This window comes from Companilactobacillus formosensis, from assembly GCF_005405305.1.
In the GTDB taxonomy this organism is placed as follows: Bacteria; Bacillota; Bacilli; order Lactobacillales; family Lactobacillaceae; genus Companilactobacillus; species Companilactobacillus formosensis.
In genome coordinates this window covers 145979-169130 of sequence record NZ_BJDU01000005.1, presented here as the reverse complement: position 1 = coordinate 169130, position 23152 = coordinate 145979, and the positions used below count along the sequence as shown (strand labels likewise).

Annotated in this window: 24 protein-coding genes; 22 read left to right on the top strand and 2 right to left on the bottom strand. The window is 34.3% G+C overall.

The window, feature by feature from the left end; genetic code table 11:
* Nucleotides 1–178 precede the first annotated feature (178 nt).
* The 20 genes from FFM65_RS07355 (at nucleotide 179) to lpdD (ending at nucleotide 18108) form a co-directional block, all read left to right on the top strand.
* Nucleotides 179–898, top strand: coding sequence for a GntR family transcriptional regulator (locus tag FFM65_RS07355; protein ID WP_119318257.1), 720 nt, complete (start codon nucleotides 179–181; stop codon nucleotides 896–898).
* Nucleotides 899–921: 23 nt separating this feature from the next.
* Entirely contained in the window at nucleotides 922–1380 is a 459-nt protein-coding gene (locus tag FFM65_RS07350) for a PTS sugar transporter subunit IIB (protein ID WP_119318258.1), read from the top strand.
* 6 nt (nucleotides 1381–1386) lie between these two features.
* Nucleotides 1387–2997 carry a PTS system mannose/fructose/sorbose family transporter subunit IID gene (locus tag FFM65_RS12240; protein ID WP_255311493.1) on the top strand — a complete coding sequence of 537 codons (1611 nt, stop codon included), beginning with the start codon at nucleotides 1387–1389 and terminating at the stop codon, nucleotides 2995–2997.
* A 13-nt stretch (nucleotides 2998–3010) separates the two neighbouring features.
* Nucleotides 3011–3415, top strand: coding sequence for a PTS sugar transporter subunit IIA (locus tag FFM65_RS07340; RefSeq protein ID WP_119318259.1), 405 nt, complete (start codon nucleotides 3011–3013; stop codon nucleotides 3413–3415).
* 17 nt (nucleotides 3416–3432) lie between these two features.
* Complete coding sequence (locus tag FFM65_RS07335; RefSeq protein ID WP_119318260.1) at nucleotides 3433–4185, top strand: sugar isomerase domain-containing protein; 753 nt, start codon at nucleotides 3433–3435, stop codon at nucleotides 4183–4185.
* 46 nt (nucleotides 4186–4231) lie between these two features.
* Nucleotides 4232–5386: an N-acetylglucosamine-6-phosphate deacetylase gene (gene nagA / locus FFM65_RS07330; protein WP_119318261.1), complete on the top strand. Its 1155-nt coding sequence runs from the start codon at nucleotides 4232–4234 to the stop codon at nucleotides 5384–5386.
* A 290-nt stretch (nucleotides 5387–5676) separates the two neighbouring features.
* Entirely contained in the window at nucleotides 5677–7596 is a 1920-nt protein-coding gene (locus FFM65_RS07325; protein WP_119318262.1) for a BglG family transcription antiterminator, read from the top strand.
* 1 nt (nucleotide 7597) lies between these two features.
* Nucleotides 7598–8641: an aminopeptidase gene (gene ypdE / locus FFM65_RS07320; RefSeq protein WP_119318263.1), complete on the top strand. Its 1044-nt coding sequence runs from the start codon at nucleotides 7598–7600 to the stop codon at nucleotides 8639–8641.
* A 16-nt stretch (nucleotides 8642–8657) separates the two neighbouring features.
* The gene (locus tag FFM65_RS07315; RefSeq protein WP_425452466.1) at nucleotides 8658–8978 is read left to right on the top strand and encodes a PTS sugar transporter subunit IIA; all 321 of its coding nucleotides are present in this window, start codon (nucleotides 8658–8660) and stop codon (nucleotides 8976–8978) included.
* 22 nt (nucleotides 8979–9000) lie between these two features.
* Nucleotides 9001–9351: a PTS sugar transporter subunit IIB gene (locus tag FFM65_RS07310; RefSeq protein WP_119318265.1), complete on the top strand. Its 351-nt coding sequence runs from the start codon at nucleotides 9001–9003 to the stop codon at nucleotides 9349–9351.
* Nucleotides 9351–10085 (top strand): PTS transporter subunit EIIC, encoded by a 735-nt coding sequence (locus FFM65_RS12465; RefSeq protein ID WP_342767460.1) that lies wholly within the window; start codon nucleotides 9351–9353, stop codon nucleotides 10083–10085. Before FFM65_RS07310 ends, FFM65_RS12465 begins: the two co-directional genes overlap by 1 nt.
* Nucleotides 10046–10666 (top strand): PTS transporter subunit EIIC, encoded by a 621-nt coding sequence (locus FFM65_RS12460; RefSeq protein ID WP_371851277.1) that lies wholly within the window; start codon nucleotides 10046–10048, stop codon nucleotides 10664–10666. Before FFM65_RS12465 ends, FFM65_RS12460 begins: the two co-directional genes overlap by 40 nt.
* 73 nt (nucleotides 10667–10739) lie before the next feature.
* Nucleotides 10740–11342: an RDD family protein gene (locus tag FFM65_RS07300; RefSeq protein WP_119318266.1), complete on the top strand. Its 603-nt coding sequence runs from the start codon at nucleotides 10740–10742 to the stop codon at nucleotides 11340–11342.
* A 12-nt stretch (nucleotides 11343–11354) separates the two neighbouring features.
* Nucleotides 11355–12425, top strand: coding sequence for a M24 family metallopeptidase (locus FFM65_RS07295; RefSeq protein ID WP_119318267.1), 1071 nt, complete (start codon nucleotides 11355–11357; stop codon nucleotides 12423–12425).
* 14 nt (nucleotides 12426–12439) lie between these two features.
* On the top strand, nucleotides 12440–13612 hold the full coding sequence (locus tag FFM65_RS07290) for a MalY/PatB family protein (RefSeq protein WP_119318268.1): 1173 nt from the start codon (nucleotides 12440–12442) through the stop codon (nucleotides 13610–13612).
* An 11-nt stretch (nucleotides 13613–13623) separates the two neighbouring features.
* On the top strand, nucleotides 13624–13995 hold the full coding sequence (locus FFM65_RS07285; protein ID WP_119318269.1) for a RidA family protein: 372 nt from the start codon (nucleotides 13624–13626) through the stop codon (nucleotides 13993–13995).
* Nucleotides 13996–14170: 175 nt separating this feature from the next.
* Nucleotides 14171–15541, top strand: a complete 1371-nt coding sequence (locus tag FFM65_RS07280; protein WP_245954244.1) for a subtype B tannase — start codon at nucleotides 14171–14173, stop codon at nucleotides 15539–15541.
* Nucleotides 15542–15640: 99 nt separating this feature from the next.
* A complete protein-coding gene (locus FFM65_RS07275) occupies nucleotides 15641–17116 on the top strand; it encodes a UbiD family decarboxylase (RefSeq protein ID WP_119318270.1) in 1476 nt (491 codons plus the stop codon).
* 12 nt (nucleotides 17117–17128) lie between these two features.
* Nucleotides 17129–17701, top strand: a complete 573-nt coding sequence (locus FFM65_RS07270) for a UbiX family flavin prenyltransferase (RefSeq protein ID WP_119318271.1) — start codon at nucleotides 17129–17131, stop codon at nucleotides 17699–17701.
* A complete protein-coding gene (lpdD, locus tag FFM65_RS07265) occupies nucleotides 17701–18108 on the top strand; it encodes a prenylated flavin chaperone LpdD (RefSeq protein ID WP_119318272.1) in 408 nt (135 codons plus the stop codon). The genes FFM65_RS07270 and lpdD overlap by 1 nt, the downstream gene beginning before the upstream one ends.
* A 72-nt stretch (nucleotides 18109–18180) precedes the next feature.
* Here the strand turns inward: lpdD and coaBC are convergent, their stop codons facing one another.
* Nucleotides 18181–19371, bottom strand: a complete 1191-nt coding sequence (coaBC, locus tag FFM65_RS07260) for a bifunctional phosphopantothenoylcysteine decarboxylase/phosphopantothenate--cysteine ligase CoaBC (RefSeq protein ID WP_119318273.1) — start codon at nucleotides 19369–19371, stop codon at nucleotides 18181–18183.
* 78 nt (nucleotides 19372–19449) lie between these two features.
* On the opposite strand from coaBC, the gene FFM65_RS07255 reads away from it, so the two are divergent.
* Both FFM65_RS07255 and FFM65_RS07250 read left to right on the top strand, forming a co-directional pair.
* The gene (locus FFM65_RS07255) at nucleotides 19450–19635 is read left to right on the top strand and encodes a hypothetical protein (protein WP_119318274.1); all 186 of its coding nucleotides are present in this window, start codon (nucleotides 19450–19452) and stop codon (nucleotides 19633–19635) included.
* 287 nt (nucleotides 19636–19922) lie between these two features.
* Nucleotides 19923–22550, top strand: coding sequence for a glycoside hydrolase family 3 protein (locus FFM65_RS07250; RefSeq protein ID WP_119318275.1), 2628 nt, complete (start codon nucleotides 19923–19925; stop codon nucleotides 22548–22550).
* A gap of 52 nt (nucleotides 22551–22602) precedes the next feature.
* On the opposite strand, the gene FFM65_RS07245 is transcribed toward FFM65_RS07250, so the two are convergent.
* Nucleotides 22603–23151 carry an NADPH-dependent FMN reductase gene (locus tag FFM65_RS07245; RefSeq protein WP_119318276.1) on the bottom strand — a complete coding sequence of 183 codons (549 nt, stop codon included), beginning with the start codon at nucleotides 23149–23151 and terminating at the stop codon, nucleotides 22603–22605.
* Nucleotide 23152 lies beyond the last annotated feature (1 nt).

The following is a 23152-nucleotide window of genomic DNA, read 5'->3' as shown; positions in this document are numbered from 1 at the left end:
CATATTTTAATTGTTAGGAATTATATGTATATACTATGATATTTAAAATAAGACAAAAAAAGGGAAAAAGAGTGGTTTATTTCTGTGATATCGCTTACAAAATGTAGTTGACTAAAACAGGTTGACCCGTTAACATGTAAACAGGTTAACCGATAAAGAAAAGTAAGGTGATGTATGTATGGAGGGAACGCTATATGGACAAATTGAGAAATGGATTTTAACCAAGATTCAAAATGGAACTTATAAACCAGGGGATATGATTCCGAGTCAAAATGAGTTAATTGGGATGTTTGATGTAAGCAAATCAACTGTCAATAAAGCATTATCAGAACTTGTATATGAAGGTCATTTAACGCGCATACAAGGGAAAGGTACTTTTGTTCAAAAAAATAATCGTCTTAGTAGAACTAAGCGTGGTCAAATTGGTTTTAAAGAAGAAATGGAAAATAGAGGTAAAGAAGTAAAGACGGAACCTATTAGCATTGAAACTATAAAAGATAATGAATTGTCAGGTTTATTCAATATTAGTGATAATGCACAGATAATTAAATATACAAGACGAAGATTAATTGAAGATACTGTTGTTGCAGTACAGACTTCATATGTACCAAACAAGTTCCTATTGTATACAGATAGTGCAGATAAGAATTCTATTCCTAATAAAGAGCTCTATGAAGCATTGAAACAAAAAGGATATATCGTAAAAAAGGCACATGAAATCTACACTATAGATCGAGTAACAGATAAGAAAGTTTTAGATTTGATGAAAATCAAGAAATTTGATCCCGTTTTTAGAACACAGAGATGGAGCAAGTTGTCAGATGATACTTTATTAGAATATGTCGAATCATGTTTGAAGTGGGATTACTACAAGATTGACTTGAATTTGGATGAATAGTTAAAAGTAAGGAGGGATTTTTAATGGGTAAAACATATATCAGGGTGGACGATAGATTGGTTCACGGACAAATTACGACAAATTGGATTGGAAATTTAAATATTAATCAAATACTTGTTGTTGATGACAAAACAGCAACAAACTCTATGTTGAAATCAATTATGTTAATGGCGATTCCTAAGAATATTTCGAGTGATGTTATTTCAATTGACAATCTGAATGATGAAACAATACAAAATGGTAGTAATTGTTTAATTATAGTTAAGTACCCAAGTGCAATACCAGAAGTAATCAAAAAAATAAAAAACATTAGTAAAGTTATTGTCGGAACTGTGGTTGATCAAGAAGGTTCCAGAAAAATTACTAAACATGTTTATTTGACAGAAGAATATGAGAATGCTTTAAATTTTGCTAAAGAGCACTGTGAAGTTAGCTTACAACAGTTGCCAGATAGTTCTTCTGTACCGTGGCAGGGAGTGTGATAAGTAATGATACTCCAAATAACATTAATATCATTATTAGCTTTTTTGGGATCTATTGGTACACCATTCTTCTTTGGTACTACAGGAGGATTTTATGTATTAGGACGTCCATTGATAGCTTCATTTTTAGTTGGTTTAATTACTGGAGATATGGACACAGCATTAAAAGTAGGAATTGTTATTCAATCAATGTACATCGGTATTGTTACTCCAGGTGCTGTATTACCATTTGATGTTAGTTTGATTGGATACATAGCTCCAGCTTTGATAATAATGTCTAATGCAAATGCTAATTTAGCGGCAACTTTGACGGTTCCAATTGGTTTATTGGGAGTTATGATGTGGAACTTTACTTATGTTGCAAATGTATATTTTGTACATAGAGCAGATAAAGAGGCAGATAAAGGAAGTATTAAAGGTGTAATTCACAATAATCTTTTGCCACAGGTACTTAATTTTATTTTAAGATTCGGCATTACTTTTGCCATTCTGTTTTTAGGAAAAGGATATTTGGAAAAAATTGTCGCATTTATTCCAGCATGGTTGAATAATATTCTTTCTGCAATTGGAGCACTTTTACCAGCACTTGGTATTGGATTGCTACTAAATATGATTGTAAAGAATAAATTGCATATTGGTTTATTTATTGTTGGATATATTTTAACTGTTTATCTAAAGCTTCCAATCATTGCAATTGCAATTCTAGGAACAGTATTGGCTCTAGCAATTTTTGAATCACAGAAAGGAAATAATTCTGCTTTAGATAGTGTGACAAACGCGTCAAATGAGGGAGATATATCAAAGACGAGTGGTTTGTTAGATTCTAAAACATTGAATTCAACATTTTGGAAATGGTTGTTCTTTAATGGATGCTCACAAAGTGGTGAAAGAATGCAGGGTATCGGATTTGCACATGCAATGACGCCAGTCATTGAAAAGCTATATGGAAATGATAAAGATGAAACACGTGAAGCGTTGAAAAGACATACTATGATTTTTAATGTTGAGCCTCAAATTGGTTCAGTAGTATTAGGAACAGTATCAGCTTTGGAAGAACAAAGAGCACAGGGTGGAGATATTGATGATGATACGATCAATACAATTAAGGTTGCACTAATGGGTCCTCTTTCAGGTATCGGTGATACCTTAATTCCTGGAACTTTAATTCCATTGATGCTTGCTATAGCCATTGCGCTTACGCAATCAGCAGGTGTAGCAGGTCCTATATTTTATGCAGTTGCGTACTTGTTATTTACAATCTTTTACTCAAAATTACTTTTTAAATTTGGGTATAAAACAGGTGTTGAAGGAATCCAATCGATTATGTCCAATGGACAATTAGATGGTTTAACTAATGCATTAAATGTTTTGGGATTGTTGGTAATTGGATCATTAAGTGCAACATATATCAATGTTCAAACAAAATTACAATATGCGAGTGGAGATATGAAGATTAAACTTCAATCCATTTTAGATAATATTATGCCAGGTTTGATTGGATTTGTATTTGTATTCTTCATTTATTGGTTAATTGCTAAAAAGAAGTTCTCGGCATTAAAGATTATTGGACTAATTTTTCTAATAGGAATCGTGCTTGGTGGGCTTGGAGTAATTTAAAGGTGGTGATTGTTTGGTAGGATTTATTGTAATTGGACATGGTAAATTTCCTAGTGGTATGACTGATTCATTAAAAATGTTTTTTGATTCGTTAGACAATTATGCTTTTGTGGATTTTAAAGAGAATCAGAAGACTGATGAATTTAGCGATGAATTAAAAAGTAAAATTGATGGTCTGAAGAAAGAATGCGATGAAGTAATAATATTTGCCGATTTATTTGGAGGTACGCCGTTTAATCAGGCAATGATGTTGATTCAAGATGATGAATTGATTGATATAGTTACACCCGCCTGTTTGCCTATGTTAATGGAAGCAATTAACAGTAGGTATCAAAAAGGTATAACAAAAGGTATGATCATCAGCAATTTAGAAAACGGATACAAAAAATATTTTATAAATGCAAAAAAATTAATATAAAAAATGAGGATGAAAAAATGACAGTACAATATTTTGAAAATGCGAACAAGGTAATTAAGAAGATTGATGAAACACAAGAAGAAAATATTAAAGCTGCTGCAAAGTTAATGGCAGATACTATTGAATCAGGAAAATTAGTACATTTATTTGGTAGTGGACATTCGGTTATTCCTACAATGGATATTTTTCCAAGATACGGTGGATTTGTTGGATTTGAACCTATGATGGATAACCGTTTAATGTGGCACAATGTCATTTCTACAGGCGGTGCTCGTGAATTACTATGGATCGAGCGTCAAGAAGGATATATTAAAGAATTCTTGCAAAGCTATAATTTCCAAGAAGGAGAAGTTATGGTTGTATATTCTCATGGTGGATTGAATGCAGCGCCAGTTGAGGCTGCACTATATGCAAAAGAACGTGGTTTAAAAGTTGTTGCCGTAACTAGTGGTATTAACTATGAAAAGGCAACAGCAACTCATTCATCTGGTAAGAAATTAGGAGATGTTGCTGATATCGTTATTGATAATTGTTGTCCATTAGAAGATGCAATTGTCCCTGTACCCGGATATCATCAACCAGTAGGTGCCTCTTCAACATTAGCAGTTGTTTATATTACACAATCATTTGCTTCTGAAACGGCTTTGGAATTACAAAGAAGAGACGTGCCATTAAATATCTTTGTATCACCAAATGTAGTTGAAGTACCACAAAGTAATAACGATGAAGTTTATGCCAAATATACAGAATATTTAAATAAAAATAAATAAAAAAATAAAAGACTGGAAACAGTCTTTTTTTTGGAGGAATGTGTAAATGTATATTACTGACGCAACGATAGTTAATTCTAATGAAATTTGTGAAAAAAAGTATCTAAAAATAGAAGATGGTAAGATAGTAGAAATTGGTAATATGTCGGATTTAAAAGTACAACCTGATGAAGAATTAAAATCTATGAATAATGATTATGTTTTGCCAGGTTTTATTGAAGAACATGTTCATGGAACCAATAATTCAGATATCATGGATGGTACTAACAAATCTTTGGAAAATATCAGTAATTCACTTTTGAGCGAGGGTGTGACTAGTTATTTGCCCACTACAATGACTGATGATCAAGCGGCTATAGAAAATGCACTAATAAATATTAATGAGTATTGTTCCAAGAATCAGAAAGAATATAATGCTGAGATTCTTGGTGTACATCTAGAAGGACCTTTCATTTCCTGTGAGAAGTCTGGAGGGCAAAATCCTAGCTTTATTCATAAACCATCTCAAGAAATGTTAGAAAATTTTAATGAATGTAGTGGTTATAGAATTAAAATGATTACTTATGCGCCTGAAGAGACAAATACTAAATTTACAGAATATTTAGTATCTAAGAATATTGTGCCTTCTGCGGGGCATAGTGTTGTTTCATATAAAGAGCTACTTCCACATATTCAAGCGGGATTGAGTAATGTTACACATCTATTTAATGCAATGAGTCCAATTACTCATAGAAATCCAGGTTTAGCGTTTGCAGGATTAGTAGATGATAGATTAAATGTTGAAATGATAGTAGATGGACATCATTTAGATAAAGAGGTAGTTGACTTAGCTTTTAAAAATAAAAAGGCAGAAGGTATTTCTTTGATTACAGATTCTATGCGAGCAAAAAATTGTCCAGATGGTAAATATATACACGGAGGGATGCAAGTAGAAAAGCATGACGGAACGGTTAGATTACCGGATGGTACTTTGAGCGGAAGTGTATTGCATATTTCTGAATCAATAAAAAATATGATGCAGTTCACAGGATGTAATATCAAAGATATAGTAAAGATGACATCAGAAAATCAAGCAAAAAAATTAGATTGTTATGATAGAAAGGGCAGTATCGAGGTATCTAAAGATGCTGATCTGGTAGTTTTAAATAAAAACTATGAGTTAATTTATACATTTAAATTTGGAAAAAAAGTCTATTCCTAAATTTAAGAGGTCAATGATTTAAAAATCAATATTTTTAAAATGAAGAATGGATTATTATATCTGTATAGTTAGATGAAAACACGAGTAAAGAATTTAATGACTTCTACTCGTGTTTTTTAGTACTTAAATAAGTTGTATTATACAAAGAATTGATTACTATATTGGTAAGAGTGGTATAGACAAATATGCTTTGCAACACTACAAGGTTTGCACTTTCTAATGCAAAGTTTGTTCTGTTAATAATAAAGCGCTTACATTAGCATAGTAATTGGATAAGGGAGAGGACAAAAATGAGAACATACTTAATTTTAAAGGATTTGGCGAATAGCAAAAATTATATTCCAATGTCCTTCTTTGTTAATAAGTTAAATGTTTCCAAAAGGACTATCCAGAACGAATTATCATATTTGAAAAAGGAGGGAAAAAGTAATGGATATGAGATTCGTAACACATACGGAAAAGGGTATTCCCTTGAAGTTTTAAATGTCCAAGACCTTAACCATTTTTTAAACGGTTTAAATAGCAATGCTTCCACTAACGCTCAAGGAAAATTGATATATGAAGAATTGAGTATGCTTTTGACAATAAATGGAAGCGAATATACTCCGGTGAGTGAATTATCTGAAAAAATAGGTTTGAGTAATACTTCGTTGTATACAAGATTAGATACTATTTCAGAATATCTTAATTCATATAGTTTAAAGCTAGAAAGAAAGAGCCATTACGGAATAAGGATTATTGGTGAACCGAAAAGCATTAGAAAATTGATGATAGATCTTTATATGCATGGTGATAATTCATTTGTAAAGCTGATTGATGGTCGCGTTGGAAATTATGATGAATATGAAAGAATCGTTCAGGATTCCATTCGAAAGAATGATATGCGTATCGGTTATTATGAATTCCAAGTAATTATATGTTGGTTAAGAGTGATAGTTTACTACAAACTCTTTTACTCCAAGGATGAGACTAATTCTAAGTCATTTAGTTTAGATGATGATAACGATTTTTCAGAGTTTGGTGATGTCCTGTTAAGTATTCAGCACAATTTTCAATTTGTGCTTGATATTAAAGAAGTACAAGAATTTTACCACCTGATTGATCACTCGACTCAAGGAAATAAAATCAACTCAAAAGTTGATAGAGAGGAATTGATGTCAAAGCTTGTTGTATTTTTCAAAAAAATCGATAAAGAAAATGATACAGACTATAGTGGGGACAAATTTTTCTTGGACAATTTAGTTACACATCTTGAGTTTCTAATAGCAAGATTAAATGAAAAAGTAACGTACAAGAATCCATTGCTATTGGAGTTATGTATAAAATATTCAATGATTTTTGATATTGTTTTGAAACTTTCTTCATTTTTGAAAGAAAATTTTGGATATGAAACTTCAAATGATGAATTGGGTTTAATTGCAGTTCATTTTTTAAACCATTCTGAAAAAGAGAAGAAAAATCAAATCAATAAATATGAACGTGTAGCGATTGTTTGTTCAACTGATGGTGGGATTGGAAGATTCGTACAAACCAGGATCCAGAGTATTTTTCCTAACTCTGTTATCAAAACATTTCCATTCTGGGAATCCTCAAATTTGGCTTTTTTCAAACCAAATATAATTTTCTCTAGTGTCCCTATGAAAAATAACTTCGACTGTCCAATTGTTTATATTAGTGAACTACTCTCTGATAAGGACTTAGAGAATATTAAGCAGATGCTTTTTCTTGATGGAAAGTTTGATCAAAGAGATAAGTATTCAGAAAATTCCATTGAGTATATTAAATTGATTAAAAGAGATTTATTTAATGTTGTTGAATGCGATAGCTACATGGATTTGATCAATGATATGTCTTTAAGAATGATGAAAAAAGGATATGCATATAAAGGGTTTGATAAAGATGTTGCTCTGAGAGAAAAATATATGAGTACCGTTTATAAAAACGGAATAGCAATTCCACATCCAATAGAAATGGATGGGAGGAAAAGTGCAATATCTATCTATATTGTTAAGCCGAAGTTGAATGAAAATAAAAAAGATATCAAATTGGTGTTCATGATTTGTTTGACGAAAAAAGAATTTTATTACTATCGTTCAATTTCTAATGGACTATTTAAACTGATGCAAAACGAATCAAAGATAAACGAGTTATATAGTAAGTCAGATTTTGATATAACTAGAAACATTTTGGGCGAAATGGGGGAAAGTTAAAATGGACTTTGAATTTTTGGAGAGACTATCTAATGCAGATGCTCTTGCTTCTAATGAGAGTGAAGTACGGGACATAATCAAAGAAGAATTGTCAGACTTTAGTGATTGTTTTTCATATGACGGAATAGGTAGTCTGATAGTTACTAAGAAGAGTTCCATTGAAGATGCACCGACGATTATGTTTGCTGCGCATATGGATGAAGTAGGATTTATGGTTCGATATATTTCATCAATTGGAATGGCTTATTTAATGCCGTTAGGAAATGTTGAAGATCGAGCAAAATCGATGCAGATGATCAGAGTCACAACGAATAGCGGTCAAAAAATTAAAGGACTTTTAAACGTTGAAAAGAACCCCAATGGAACCATTGAGAATATGTACGTTGATTTTGGATTTGAAAACGATAAAGAAGCGTTTGCAAGTGGAATTGACGTTGGTAATATAGTTACCTTCGATTCAAATTATAAAGAAATGTTTGATGAAGATATCGTTGCTGGTAAGGCAATGGATGATAGATCTGGCTGTTGGGCACTTGTGAACGCATTTAAAAAACTTAAAGATATCGACTTGAAAGTCAACGTAGTTGTTGCCTTTACCGGAAGCGAAGAAGTAGGTATCAGAGGTGGAAGATTAGTTTCCAATATAGTAAATCCGGATGTCTTTTTTGCAATTGACGTTGCTAAGAATCCCGAATTAGATAGAGGATTTATGAATACTAGAAAACTTGGACATGGTCCAATGCTTGAATACTTTGATAAAACAATGGTTCCAAATCCTAAGCTTGTTCATTGTGTTAAAGATATTGCTGATAAATTTGGTTTGGATTATCAAAAAGATATGTTAAAAGGTGGAGGTACTGATGCTGGGACAGCACATCTTGAAAATGGAGGAACAACATCTATGGTTATTGGCTTCCCATTGAGGTATTGTCATGATCCTTATTCATTTGCCAGTAAAAAAGATCTAATAACAATGAGCAATTTGATTCAAGAAGTTTCAAAAGAGTTTGATAAAAAAATTGTTTCAAGTTTTTATAAATTTTAAAAAGTAGGAGTTTTCAATAATGGATGAGTCAGAGAAAAAAGTAATGGGGCTTATTTCCTCATCGGGAGAAAGTAGATCAAAGGCTTTTGAAGCACTTCAAAAAGTACATGATAGAGACTATGCCGAAGCACATAAACTGTTACAGGAATCAAAGGATTTGGATGTCGAAGCTCACAATATTCAAACAAAGATGATACAAGATGAATTGGGAAGTGAAGATAAAAAGACCGAAGTAACGTTGCTTATGGCACATGCCCAGGATCATTACATGACAGCTCAACTGGCCAGAGATTTAATTGATGAATTAATTAATATTTTTGAATCAAGAGACAGTTAATATTGAAAGGGGATCAATAATTATGAAAATTGTTTTAGCTTGTGTTGCGGGGTTATCAACAACAATGATGATGGATAGCATGAAAGATGTTATCAAGAAAAGTAAGAAGTTAGATATTGATAAATTTAATTTAATGGCCATTCCAGTAGATCAATTGCCATCAGAAATTGATGATGCTGACGTTGTTCTATTGGGCCCTCAAGTTTCATATAAAAAAGATTACGTTGAATCACTAACTACACCTAGAAATATCCCTTACGTAGTAATTGATAAAGAAACATATGGATCTATGGATGGGGGGACAGTTATTAAAGAAGCATTGATTGCACAACGTAAACAAGAGTTGAAATCCTCTGAAGGGGGTAGCAACTAATGTTTGATCAATTTGAAGCGTTTATGAATAAGTATTTCACGCCACTAGCAAACAAGATGGATAAGAATATATATTTGAGCGCTATTAAGAAATCAATGGTTGCTATGACTCCAATTCTTATCATCGGTAGTTTTGCCCTTATTCCCGATGCTTTGCCTAATATGATTGGTAAGGCAAACCCAATATCTAAGTGGATTGTTGCTAATAATTCTATTATCACAATTCCATATACTGTTGGTATGGGGATGATGGCGTTGTATGTCGCCGCAATTATTTCCTATCACTTAGCTAAGTCACATAAGTTAGATGTTCCAGGATGTGTGACTATGGGTGTTATGGGATATCTGATCTTAGCCGTTGATATGACTAAGGATGGCGGAATTGATGCAACATATTTAGGAACAAAAGGTCTATTCGTTTCAATGTTTGGTGCCATTATGGCTGTTGAACTGTTTAGATGGTGTAAGAAAAAGAATTTTACTATTAAGATGCCAGAAAGTGTTCCAGACTTTGTATCGAAATCTTTTGAAATGATTCCTATTTCTATTATTGTTATTGGATTTTTCTTAATCATTAGAATTCTTTGTGTGAATGTATTACATACTATGCCACCAATGATCTTTACTTATATTCTTGCTCCATTGGTTGGTTCTATGGACAATCCATTTGCCTATACTTTCCTAAAGATTTTGCAATGTCTATTGTTCTTCTTTGGTATTCCCCAGCCGTATTGAGTCCCGTTACAAGCCCAATTTCTACTCAATTCTTGGCAGAAAATATGGCAAACTTCAAAGCCGGAGAAGCATTAACTCACTTCTTTACACCTGGTATGGATTCGGCATTTGGTAACTTTACTGGTACTGGTGTTACATTTGGACTTGTATTCTGGTTCATGTTCTCAAAAGCAACTGCACAAAAGAAAATTGGTAGAATTGCTTTGATTCCTGCACTATTTGGAATCAATGAACCTATTTTATTTGGTGCTCCAATTGTTCTAAACCCATTGTTCTTCATTCCATTTGTAATCATCGGCCCTATTGTTTCATCATTTGGAGCTTGGGCAATGCACTTTGGATTTTTGAAGATGTCTATTTTTACTCCACCATATGTAGGGGTATTCCTAGAAGGGTATCTTGCTACGTTTGATTGGCACAGTATTATCGTGAATGCTCTACAAATGATTGTTTCCGTAATTATTTGGTACCCATTTGCTAAATTGGCCGAAAGACGTGAATTAGAAGCAGAATCTAAGAAGAAGAAGGCTATTTCTGAAGAAGACGAAGCCTTAATCGATGATCTAGACCTAGACTTCTAAATCAAATGAGACAAGGTTATCCTTGTCTCATTTTGATTTATATAAGATAAATTCTGATGTATCGAGGTGCATTATGAAACATAAGACTAAGAAAAAAATTGCGAATAAGAAAATAACTTACACATCTGATACTAGTTCAAGTAGAATAATCTCTTTTATTATTGATTGGCTGTTAGGAGGGATTTGTGCAGGCTTGCCATCAGTAATTCTTTATCTATTACTAACTGGAAAGAGTAAACCGCTGACAAGTATGTATCAATTTGGTGCTGCAGGAGTTAGTGGATCAATAACAATTCTTATTAGTCTTGTATGTATTATTTTTGGAGCTTTTTATTACGTTTGGATTCCTTGGAAATTATATCCAGGACAAACGATTGGTAAAAAAATGACTCATTTAAAAATAATCAATCAAGATGGTAGTGCACCAACAATCAATACCTATTTGATGCGTCAGTTTGTGTTTTTGGTATTCGTTGAAGGAGTCTCAACACCTGTTTCAACGTATATAAAAGTAATCATTACGACAGCAACTAAATTTTATAGTGATCCATATTTAGGAGTATTCTGGGATTTAGTAACAATAATCTCAGTATTCATGCTATTTTGGGGCAAAAAGAGACTTTCTATACATGATATTGCTACTAAAACGATGGTTATAAAAGTACCAAGTAATTAGGGGGATATATTGATGATAAGAAATGAAAGAATTAAATCTTTACGTGAATCTATGATTGAAAATGAACTAGATGCTTTTTTAATCAATAATAAAGCAAATAGATATTATATGTCTGGCTTTACTGGTAGCTATGGGCAGGCTCTTATTACAATCGATGGCAAATATATCATTGCCGATGGAAGATATTTCGAACAGTTAAAAACTCAATCACCCGATTTTGAAGTGATAGATAATAAGGCAGGGATGGAAGAAACTATTCAATCTTTAATTGAAGAACATGGATTGTCAAAAGTCGGAATAGAAGCTGAAGATATGAATGTAAATGAGTATCTTGCTTTGAGCAAAGGAACTGTATCACTTATTCCAACAGCTAATCTTATTGAGAAACAAAGAATGATTAAAGATAAAGATGAAGTTGCTAAAATCAAAAAAGCTGGAGAGATTTCAGACCTTACTTATGAACATATTTTAAAATTTATTAAACCTGGAATGACTGAAAAACAAGTAGCAAATGAAATTGATCAGTATGGATTAAATCATGGAGCTGATGCGACGGCATTTGAAACAATTGTTGCTTCGGGTTATAGATCAGCTTTGCCACATGGACATGCTTCAAATAAAGTAATAAATGAAAATGAAATGATTATCTTTGACTTTGGTTTTATGGTTGATAGATATTATTCGGATATCACTAGAACAATATCTCTTGGAAAAGTTGACGATAAGCTAAAAGAAATTTACCAAGTTACTCTAGATGCACAAGTTAAGGGAATTAATTCATGCAAGAGTGGAGTTCCAATGAAAGGAATAGACACAATTGTTAGAGATTACATATCTGAAAAAGGATATGGAGATAAATTCCTACATGGAACAGGACACGGTTTAGGATTGACCGTTCATGAATATCCATTATTAAATACGCATAGTGAAGAAATACTACAAAATCATATGACGTTCACTGTTGAACCGGGTATTTATCTTGCGGGACTAGGTGGGGTCCGTATTGAAGATGATGTTTGGATTGATGATTCTGGTAATCCAATCGTACTTACTCACTCTCCAAAAGAATATATGGAAATCTAGGAGGAATCTTTAAAATGGCGGATTTTGATAAAGTTGTAAATAGATACGGTACATATTCAACACAGTGGGATTATGTTAAAGATAGATTTGGTGAATCGAATTTATTACCATTCACAATTTCTGATATGGATTTTAAGGCACCTCAAGGTGTAACTGATGTTTTGATTGAAGCTGCACAAAAAGGGATTTTTGGATATACCCGTTGGAATAATCCTGAATTTAAAGGTGCAATTACTGGTTGGTATGCAAGACGATATGATACAAAAATTGATGCTGACTCTATTGTATATAGTCCAAGTGTGATTTTTAGTTTAGCAAAACTAGTTGAGCAATTTAGTAATTCGAATGACAAGGTCGTAACTTTTAGTCCATGCTATGATGCCTTTATCAATACTATTTCCTCGAACAATAGAGAATTAGTCCAAATGAATATTAATGATGGTGTGGATTTGAATCAATTGGAAGATGTCTTTAAGAACGAACATCCCAAAATCTTTCTTTTATGCAATCCTCAAAATCCATTAGGGATTGCATGGACACAAGACCAATTACAAGAAATGGTTAATTTATGTAACGATTACCATGTCGCCTTGATTAGCGATGAGATTCATTTAGATATGTTAAGAATGGGAATTTCAGCGCACTCTATTGCTGATTTCTTTAAAGAATTAACAGTCGATTGTGCGGTATTATCCTCTGCAAGTAAATCATTTAATATTCCAGGATTGGGATGTTCTTATGCGCTTATTCCAGATGAGAAAAATAGACTAGAGTTTCTATACGCTCTCAAACAGAAGAATGCTTTATCATCCGTACCATACTTAGGAATGCTTGCAACGATTGAATGTTATAACCATCAAGAATCATGGTTAGATGATTTAAGAAGGTATATTGATAAGAATTTCGATTATATGAGTGGAGTACTAGTAGACAAGTTAAATATAGATTATAAGATTCCGGATGCCACATATCTTGGATGGATTGATATTTCATCTCTAGGAATAGATATGAAGAACTTACAGCAAGAATTAGTAAAAAATGAAAAAGTAGCAATCATGGATGGTAGAGTCTATGGTAATGGCGGATATAATCATTTGAGAATGAACTTAGGAGCACCGCTATCCAAAGTGAGTGACGGGATAGATAGACTTGTTCAAGCGGTCAATAATATTAATAATAAAAAGTAGGAGTGATAATCATGGAAAGAATTATTTCAAAAAACGCACCAGATGCAATCGGACCATATACTCATGCGACAAAAGTTAATGGATTGATTTTCACATCCGGACAAATTGGATTAAATCCAGAAAATGGTAAGTTGGTTGATGGAGTAGAAGGCCAAGCAAAACAAGCTTTGAATAATTTGAAAGAAGTCTTAAAAGATTCAGAAAGTGACTTTAATCATGTATTGAAAGCAACAATTTATTTGGATGATCTAAAGAACTTTTCTTTGGTTAATGATATTTATGCCGAATATTTTGATGATTATCCAGCTAGAACAGCAATTGAGGTATCGTCCTTACCTATGAATGCAAAGGTAGAGATTGAAGTGATTGCTGAAGAGATGTAATAAAAATATGTTAAATGACTTTATAAATAAATATAGTAAATAATAGCTGATACCCCCCTTCGAAGAAGGGGGGTATTTAGTATGAAATAAAAGTTTAGAGGGTAAGAATTTATTTGCTGATTTTATTAATGTACCTTAAGATTGCATTGTAAACGAATTCAGAAAGGAAATGAATGTGTTAAAAATAAATATTAATAATTATGAGGATGAAACATTAACAACAGGTAATTATGGAATAAGGTACCGTGCCTTTAAAGATATCGTCTATGTTGAAAACCCGGTGGCTGACATTCAAAAGTTGAATATTTTTGCACCATTAGCTTATTTTCATGGGGGAAGTATCAATGGTTATAATGCCAAAACGGCGCCTATTTTTATGCCCAATACGGTTGGTGGCTACATGCCAGGTCCAAGAGATTATCCTGGGAATACTAGTCAACCGAATAGTAGTAAGACAATAGTTGCTGCTTTGGAACATGGATATGTGGTGGTTTCTACTGGACTAAGAGGTCGTACTCTCGTAGAGAATGGCAAATATATTGGCAAGGCTCCAGCGTTTATTGTTGATATGAAAGCTGCCATCAGATTCATTCGTCACAATAGCGAATTGATTCCGGGCAATGTTGACCGAATTATCACTAATGGAACTAGTGCTGGTGGTGCTACTTCAGCATTAACAGGAACATCAGGCAATGCACCTTTTTTTGATAAATACCTCAAAGAGTTAGGTGCCGCCGATGAATCAGATGCTATTTTTGCGGCCAGCTGTTATTGTCCAATTCATAATTTAGAACATGCCGATAGTGCTTATGAATGGCAATTTAATGGGATCAATGATTGGTCAAAGTTGAATTATGGCACTGGAAAAGTAGAAACCGGCAAGTTGAGTGATGAACAAATTGAATTATCAAAAGAATTGAAATATCAATTTATCGATTATTTGAATAGTCTGCAATTACAAGATGACAATGGTCAGGAATTAAGTTTAGACAATAACGGCCAAGGCTCATTTTTAAACTACGTTAAGAATTTTATTATTCAATCTGCACAAAAGGCTTTAGATAGTAATCAAACTGTCAATTCTGATTCTGGTGTAATTATTGAAAATGGTGTAGTAAAAGATGTTGATTGGTCAAAATATTTAGATTTTATTACTCGCATGAAGAGTACACCAGCTTTTGATGATCTGAAGATGAAAAATCCAGAACCTAATTTGTTTGGCACTGAAAAAATCGATAGTCAGCATTTTACGAAGTTTACTCAAGAGCATTCTAAAGTTCCTTCAACTTTGGCTGATCAAGAAATTGTTCAAGCTATTAACCCATTGCAGTATTTGGATAATAACGATAGTGCTAAATATTGGCGGATTCGTCATGGAGCAAGCGACCGTGATACTTCTTTCGCTATTCCTATTATTTTAGCAACCAGTTTGAAAAATACTGGTTACAAAGTTGATTTTGCCATGCCTTGGAATACGCCACACAGTGGAGATTACGATTTACGAGATTTGTTCACTTGGATAGATAAAGTTTGTGCTGAAGGATAAAACTATTCCATTTTGGAATGTATACCAAGATAACTTGAATTGTTCCTATGATATTTGGAATTTATACTTATCATGTTAAGAAAAAGAGGAGGCAATTTTATGTCAGAGCAACCATATGATTTAAGAAGAGTTATTGATGAACTCAAAAAGCAACCTGGTCAATATCATGAAACTGATGTTGAGGTCGATCCCGATGCTGAACTGTCCGGAGTTTACCGTTATATCGGTGCTGGTGGAACAGTTAAGCGTCCAACTCAAGAAGGACCTGCGATGATGTTCAACAATGTGAAAGGATTTCCTAATACACGTGTTTTGATTGGTGCAATGGCTAGTCGTAAACGTGACGGAATGATTTTGCACCATGACTACAAGACTTTAGGACGTTTGTTGAAAGATTCAGTTGAACATCCTGTAGCTCCAGAAATGGTGGATTCTGACAAAGCTCCAGTTCAAGAAGTAGTTCACAAAGTAACTGATAAAGATTTTGATATTCGAAAGATTTTGCCAGCTCCAACTAATACAGAATATGATGCTGGTCCTTATATCACAATGGGTCTAGTACTAGGTTCAGATCCAGACAAGACTATGACTGACGTTACAATTCACCGTATGGTCTTGGAAGACAAAGATACTATCGGTATGTACATTATGCCAGGTGGTCGTCATATCGGTCATTTCCAAAAACAATTTGAAAAATTAGATAAACCAATGCCAATTACAATTAATATTGGTTTGGATCCTGCCATTACCATCGGTGCTACCTTCGAGCCACCTACAACACCACTTGGTTATGATGAATTGAATATTGCTGGAGCTTTGCGTAATCAACCAGTACAACTAGTTAACGCTACTTCAGTTGATGAAAAGGCAATTGCACGTGCCGAATATGTTGTTGAAGCTGAAATCATGCCTAACCAAACTATGCAAGAAGATATCAATACTCATACTGGTAAGGCTATGCCAGAATTTCCTGGGTACAATGGTGATGCTAATCCAGCGGTTAATGTTGTTAAAGTTAAAGCCATTACTCACAGAAAAGACAATCCAATCATGCAAACAACAATTGGACCTAGTGAAGAACACGTTTCAATGGCTGGTATTCCAACTGAAGCAAGTATCCTTGAATTAGTTGATAAGGCTATTCCTGGAAAAGTTGTCAATGTTTATAATCCTCCAGCAGGTGGTGGTAAGTTGATGACTATCATGCAAATTCACAAGGACAATGAAGCCGATGAAGGTATTCAAAGACAAGCTGCTATCTTAGCTTTGTCAGCCTTTAAGGAATTGAAGACAGTTTTCTTAGTTGATGAAGATGTTGATATTTTTGATATGAACGACGTTGTTTGGACGATGAATACTCGTTTCCAAGGAGATAAAGACATCATGGTCCTACCAGGAATGCGTAATCATCCACTTGATCCTTCAGAGAGACCAGAATATGATCCTAAGTCAATTCGTGTTCGCGGGATGAGTTCTAAGACTATTATTGATGGAACGGTTCCATTTGATATGAAAGACCAATTCATCAGAGCTTCATTTAAAGAAGTCAAAGATTGGAAGAAATATTTAGAGTAAGGAAGTGTTGATATGGCACGTAAGAGAAAAATTGTCATCGGAATTACTGGTGCTTCAGGAACGATTTATGCAATTGATTTAATGAAGAAATTAAGTCAAATTGAAAATGTGGAGACACATGTCGTCATGAGTGCTTGGGCTAAAAAGAATTTGCAGTTAGAAACTGATATGTCTTTAGCGGATATTAAGCAATTGGCAGATTATTTCTATAGCGATAGTGACTTAGGAGCAACAATTGCCAGTGGTTCATTTTTGACCGATGGGATGGTAATCGTACCAGCTAGTATGAAGACAGTTGCTAGCATTGCTGTTGGTATCGGTGATAATTTAATCTCTCGTGCTGCCGATGTCACACTAAAAGAGCAACGCAAACTAATTATTGTTCCTAGAGAAACACCGTTGAATACGATTCATTTGGAGAATATGACTAAATTATCTAAAATGGGCGTACAAATGATTCCTCCTATTCCAGCTTTTTATAATCATCCTCAAACCATTCAAGATTTAGTTGATCATCAGACGATGAAAGAGTTAGATGCTTTAAGAATTGAAAATGATTCTGACGGCCGTTGGGAGGGGATTTAATGAAATTCTCAGTAACACAAGAAAATTACACGATGGATTTAGAAATTTTTGTGATTGGTAAAGATTTATTTGCTACGATTACTGGTGGTGATACGCCCCATATCGGGACAGTGACGACTTTGACAAAGGATACTGAAATCCAAACGATTCGTTATCCAAGTCACGACGGTCGACTTCACAAAGATGATGTTTTAGCTGTTCGGATTGCTAAAATAGTTCAACCTTTTTTGCCAGGGAGTTGTACGATAACCGCTGGTGTTCACGTTAATCACATTTCTAAAAAACAAATTGCCGTTTCTTCTCAAATGGCAAAAAAACTCGGAGAAGATTTGAAAGATTGGTTACAACAAACTAGTTTTGATGCTCCCGAACCAATTTATTATTCTGATTCAGAAAATCCACAATAGAAAAAGACTTAGAAAATCATAATTAGATTTTCTAAGCCTTTTTTGTTGGGGTGTAAAAATGTTAGGGTGAGATTATTGTTGTAAATAGAAGTCCCAGAATTTCTTAGCAACGTCGATTTTTGACATCAAGGGCCAAGTTTCTGGAGTATGATTTTTTTGTAAAAGGGTCATTTTGTTAGTATCGACACCGAACCCAGCACCAGCTTGAGCAACGTTATTGGCTAAGATAACATCAGTATTTTTACTGTTGAGTTTCTTTTCAGCGTTATCCAAAAGATTTTGCGTTTCGGCAGCAAAGCCAACGACGAATTGGTTAGTTTTGGTAGCTGCAATAGTTTTTAGAATATCAGGATTCTTGGTTAATTTGATAGTGAAGATATCTTCGTTGGGATTTTTCTTGATTTTCTGATCAGCAACTGTCATGGGTTTAAAATCAGCAACTGCAGCGGCCATGACTAATACATCAGTTTGTGGAAATTCTTGTTCTAAAGCCTTCATTAATTCATCAGCAGTTTGAATTTCGATTTTATTGACGCCAGATAATTCAGTTTTGACACTAGTGATCAAAGTAACGTCAGCACCTAAATCACGGGCAACTTGTGCCATCGCGATACCCATTTTACCAGAGGAACGATTGCCAATATATCTAACTGGATCGATAGCTTCTTTAGTACCACCAGCAGTGACGATAACTCTTTTGCCTTTTAGTTTAGGCTCAATAAAGAACTCCTCGATAGCAGTCATAATTTGGTCTAATTCAGGTAGTCGACCTTTACCAGTCATCCCTTCAGCTAGAAAGCCAGTTGCTGGTTGAATGACTTTGACGTTATTAGCTTGCAAGAAATGCAGATTTCTTTGAACAGCGGGATTTTCTAGCATATCAGTATTCATTGCTGGAAAAACCAACTTAGGAGCTTTAGTAGCTAATAAGCTAGTTGAGACGATATCATCAGCAATACCGTTAGCCATTTTTCCGATAATATTGGCAGTAGCTGGTACAACAATGGCTAAATCAGTCCACAGAGCTAATTTGATGTGGGGAATAAAGTCATCATTACTAGTTTGAGCTGTGAAATTATCGGTAATGACAGGTCGTTGACTCAAAGTAGCGAAGGTCAACGGTGTGACGAATTCTTGCGATTCTTTAGTCATAACGACTTGAACATTAGCCCTTTGTTTGATCAATGCTCTGACAACATTGAGTGTTTTGTATGCAGCAATGCCACCACTGACATAGACTGCAATGTTTTTATCCTTTAACATTTTTCACCTCGTATAACTTTTTTCTACTATTATTATACAATTTTTGGATATACTATTAGCTAGTATATGGAGGAAAACATGAGTATTTATACAGCAGACATAATTTTGTTTTTATTGTTGGTTTCGATTTTGAATAATCCACTTTTGAATATTTTCCAAGCATTGGGATGGAATTTTTTATTTAGCGAAGTTTTGATAGGGGTTATTTTGTTAGCTATTGTGGTTATCGTGCATAAGTTTTTGTTTAGTAAGTTTCTTAAATAAGGTAATGTGGCGAAGGATGCCGTCGTCCACAAAAGTCCTGTGATTGGCTGGAACGCTGCCGACGCCACTTTGAACTACTGCATAAACCAAGTGCGCAGCATTTCAAAGCTGGGTCTTTTACTAAGCAACAAGTTGCTAAGTAAAATTTGGCGGCTGAGCCATCACAGGGCCGAACGGACGACGGCATCTTAACACACAATTCAAAATACTTTTTAGAATTTCGACCTTTAGTATAGAAAAGTGTAAAATTAAGTTAATAAAATTTCCACCAGAGAAGAGGTTTTGAGATGGAAAATATTTCTCAACGAGAGCTTGAAAATCAAGAGTTAGCTAAAGATGCTGCTCAAGAGGCTATCGTTTTATTACAAAATAAAAATCAAACTTTACCATTAAAAAATAAAAATATTGCTTTATATGGACATGGCGCTTTTGCCACGGTGAAAGGTGGAACTGGTTCCGGTGATGTTAATCAAAGAAGTGTCACCAGCATTTTGCAAGGTTTAGAAAATGCTGGGTTTACAGTGACAACAAAGTCTTGGCTAATGCGGTTGCAACGTTTTTATCAACAACAAAAACGTGAGCATGATGAAAAATTAAAGGACGACCCGATGGCAATCTTGGCACCAGGGTTCACTTTTAAAGATCCAGAGATTGCTGAATTTGAGGATGCAGCAACGGGGATTTATGTGATTTCTCGTGTATCTGGTGAAAACTATGACCGTCGCAATCGCAAAGGTGATTTTAAGTTAACTGATAATGAGTTATCAAATATCATCCAAATGAGTCAATTTTATTCTAATAGTATTGTCCTATTAAATGTCGGTGGGGTGATGGATACTAGTTTCATCGATCAATGTCCAATGCTTGATAGTGTTGTTTTGGTTTCTCAATTGGGGATGACGACTGGCGATGCTGTGGCAGAAATTCTCGATGGTACTAAGACTCCTTCTGGTAAATTGACTGATACTTGGGCTTATAACTATGAAGATTATCCTAGTTCCGAAAATTTTGGGATGTCTAATCCAGAATATGTTGAAGGAATTTATGTCGGATACCGTTATTTTGACAGTTTTCAAATTAAACCGCGTTTTGAATTTGGTTTTGGTCAAAGTTATGCGAAGTTTTTCTTAAAGACGCAAAAAGTCAATGTCAACGAACAACGGATTCGTCTACAAGTTGCAGTTGAGAATAGCAGTGAGAAATTCTCTGGTCAAGAGACAGTACAAGTTTATGTTTCAAAGCCTCAAACTGATATTCCAACACCTTATCAAGATTTGGTAGCTTATCAAAAAACAACCTCACTACGTCCTAGTGCCCGCCAAACTTTGGAATTTACTGTTCCGATGTCTGACTTGAATATTTTTGACAGTGAATTGGGTGCTTACGTTTTGATGCCGGGAACTTATTATTTGCGAGTGGGTAATAGTTCGAAAAATACACAAGTAGTTGCGAGTTTCAAATTAGATGAGAAGGTTATCTTAGAAAAAGTTGATAATTTATTAGTACCAAGAATTGATCCAACTACTTTGACAACTAATAAAGTATCTTTGAAGAACGTCAGTGGAGTGCCTTTCTTCTTATTAAAGGCTATTAATTTTCCAGAGACAAAATTTGCTCATTATCAAGAAAAAAATGATGTGACAACTTTTGTTGAAAAACGTGAAGATTTGCCTGGTAAAGGGTTAAATCAAATTATTGAACATGTTCGTAATGCTACGGGAAAAACTTTTGATGATGTAAGTAGTGGCGATGTTGAATTAGCCGAATTTGTCGCCAGTCTAACCGATCAAGAATTGGTTAATTTAGTAGAAGGCCAAATGTCAGCTAATAAAAATGGCGTCGTTGGGATTTCTTCTGATTTAGTTCCTGGTGCTGCTGGTCAGACTGGCACAATCAAAAATAAGAAGATTCCACCAATTGTTATGGCTGATGGGCCTGCAGGAGTTAGAGTTGAACCTGTTTATAAACAAAATGACCAAGTAATTGAACATTTTGCGACAGCTTGGCCAATTGGAACAGCTTTAGCACAAACTTGGAATAAAGATTTGATTGAAAAAGTTGGTTTTGCCGTTGGAACAGAATTAAAAGAATTTGGAATTGATTTGTGGTTGGATCCTGGAATGAATATTCATCGTGATCCACTCGGTGGTCGTAATTTTGAGTATTTTTCTGAAGATCCATACTTATCAGGAACAATGGCTGCCTTTGAAACTAAGGGTGTTCAAACGCATCACGGTATCGGCGTGACAATCAAGCATTTCTTCGGTAATAATCAAGAGAGTCATCGAAATTATGGAAATAGTGTTATTGGCGAACAAGCTCTACGTCAAATTTATTTACGTAATTTTGAAATTGCTGTCAAGACTTGTGCACCAATTGCTATCATGACGTCTTACAATCGTGTCAATGGAATCTTTTCAGGTGCAAACTTTGAATTATTAACGAATGTTTTACGTGATGAATGGCATTTTGATGGATTAGTCATGACAGATTGGTTCAGTTCAGCCGACCCTAAACAAAGCATGCATGCTGGAAATGATTTAATCATGCCTGGTAATTCAAAATCAGAATTGATGAGTGCAGTAACTAATTTTGGGCCAGAATTTGATGAACAGGGCAATTTATTGATCAAACACGACTATGACTTCTTAAAGAAACGTAATGTTGAAACAGAAATGTGGAATGACTTCGTGGTTGATAATGAAGGAGAAGTAATAGTAAAACTTAGAATTGGTGACGAATCTAAATTAAAGGATCGTCTCAAGGATTGGGTATATGATGGTGTGGCTCAAATTATTGATAATAACCATGTTTTGCTTTCTGGTAAATGGAAAGACAACAACGATTTATATTTAGGCGATTTGCAGAAGTCTGCAATCAATGTTTTGAGAGCAGTTTTGAAATTAAAATTTTAGACGTAAAAAAGCGAACCAATTCGATTAGGAATTGATTCGCTTTTTGTGTTAATTAATATCTGTTTAATAATTCAACGTAAGCATCAACGATACTTTGTAAGAAACCAACTGTACCTTCAGCAACGTTGCCGTCTTCATCAAGAATCTTTGTAACGTTTCCGATGTAAGCTTCTGGTTGTTGCAATGTTGGCATGTTCAAGAATACTAATGATTGACGTAGAGCATGGTTAGCACCGAAACCACTAATAGCACCAGGTGAAACACTGATTACAGCAGCAGGCTTCTTGTCCCAAGCACTTTGACCATAAGGGCGAGAACCGACATCAATAGCGTTCTTCAAGCCACCAGGAATTGAACGATTATATTCAGGTGTGACGAATAAAACACCGGCAGCTTCTTTGATTTGGTCTCTGAATGCAGTATATTCTGCAGGAACATTTTCAGGTGTATCGATATCTTCATTGTAAAGTGGTAGGTTACCGATCTCGACAAATTCTGGTTCGTAGTCGCTAGGGAATAACTTCATAACATTCTTAGCAATTTGCTTTGAGAATGATCCCTTACGTAAACTACCAACTACAACAGCAATTTTTTTTGACATA

Excerpts from the sequence above, each read along its gene's own strand:
- FFM65_RS07355 (WP_119318257.1), top strand. The coding sequence starts at position 179 with ATGGAGGGAACGCTATATGGACAAATTGAGAAATGGATTTTAACCAAG.
- FFM65_RS07350 (WP_119318258.1), top strand. The coding sequence starts at position 922 with ATGGGTAAAACATATATCAGGGTGGACGATAGATTGGTTCACGGACAA.
- FFM65_RS12240 (WP_255311493.1), top strand. The coding sequence starts at position 1,387 with ATGATACTCCAAATAACATTAATATCATTATTAGCTTTTTTGGGATCT.
- FFM65_RS07335 (WP_119318260.1), top strand. The coding sequence starts at position 3,433 with ATGACAGTACAATATTTTGAAAATGCGAACAAGGTAATTAAGAAGATT.
- nagA (WP_119318261.1), top strand. The coding sequence starts at position 4,232 with ATGTATATTACTGACGCAACGATAGTTAATTCTAATGAAATTTGTGAA.
- FFM65_RS07325 (WP_119318262.1), top strand. The coding sequence starts at position 5,677 with ATGAGAACATACTTAATTTTAAAGGATTTGGCGAATAGCAAAAATTAT.
- ypdE (WP_119318263.1), top strand. The coding sequence starts at position 7,598 with ATGGACTTTGAATTTTTGGAGAGACTATCTAATGCAGATGCTCTTGCT.
- FFM65_RS07310 (WP_119318265.1), top strand. The coding sequence starts at position 9,001 with ATGAAAATTGTTTTAGCTTGTGTTGCGGGGTTATCAACAACAATGATG.
- FFM65_RS12465 (WP_342767460.1), top strand. The coding sequence starts at position 9,351 with ATGTTTGATCAATTTGAAGCGTTTATGAATAAGTATTTCACGCCACTA.
- FFM65_RS12460 (WP_371851277.1), top strand. The coding sequence starts at position 10,046 with ATGTCTATTGTTCTTCTTTGGTATTCCCCAGCCGTATTGAGTCCCGTT.
- FFM65_RS07300 (WP_119318266.1), top strand. The coding sequence starts at position 10,740 with ATGAAACATAAGACTAAGAAAAAAATTGCGAATAAGAAAATAACTTAC.
- FFM65_RS07295 (WP_119318267.1), top strand. The coding sequence starts at position 11,355 with ATGATAAGAAATGAAAGAATTAAATCTTTACGTGAATCTATGATTGAA.
- FFM65_RS07290 (WP_119318268.1), top strand. The coding sequence starts at position 12,440 with ATGGCGGATTTTGATAAAGTTGTAAATAGATACGGTACATATTCAACA.
- FFM65_RS07285 (WP_119318269.1), top strand. The coding sequence starts at position 13,624 with ATGGAAAGAATTATTTCAAAAAACGCACCAGATGCAATCGGACCATAT.
- FFM65_RS07275 (WP_119318270.1), top strand. The coding sequence starts at position 15,641 with ATGTCAGAGCAACCATATGATTTAAGAAGAGTTATTGATGAACTCAAA.
- FFM65_RS07270 (WP_119318271.1), top strand. The coding sequence starts at position 17,129 with ATGGCACGTAAGAGAAAAATTGTCATCGGAATTACTGGTGCTTCAGGA.
- lpdD (WP_119318272.1), top strand. The coding sequence starts at position 17,701 with ATGAAATTCTCAGTAACACAAGAAAATTACACGATGGATTTAGAAATT.
- coaBC (WP_119318273.1), bottom strand. The coding sequence starts at position 19,371 with ATGTTAAAGGATAAAAACATTGCAGTCTATGTCAGTGGTGGCATTGCT.
- FFM65_RS07255 (WP_119318274.1), top strand. The coding sequence starts at position 19,450 with ATGAGTATTTATACAGCAGACATAATTTTGTTTTTATTGTTGGTTTCG.
- FFM65_RS07250 (WP_119318275.1), top strand. The coding sequence starts at position 19,923 with ATGGAAAATATTTCTCAACGAGAGCTTGAAAATCAAGAGTTAGCTAAA.
- FFM65_RS07245 (WP_119318276.1), bottom strand. The coding sequence starts at position 23,151 with ATGTCAAAAAAAATTGCTGTTGTAGTTGGTAGTTTACGTAAGGGATCA.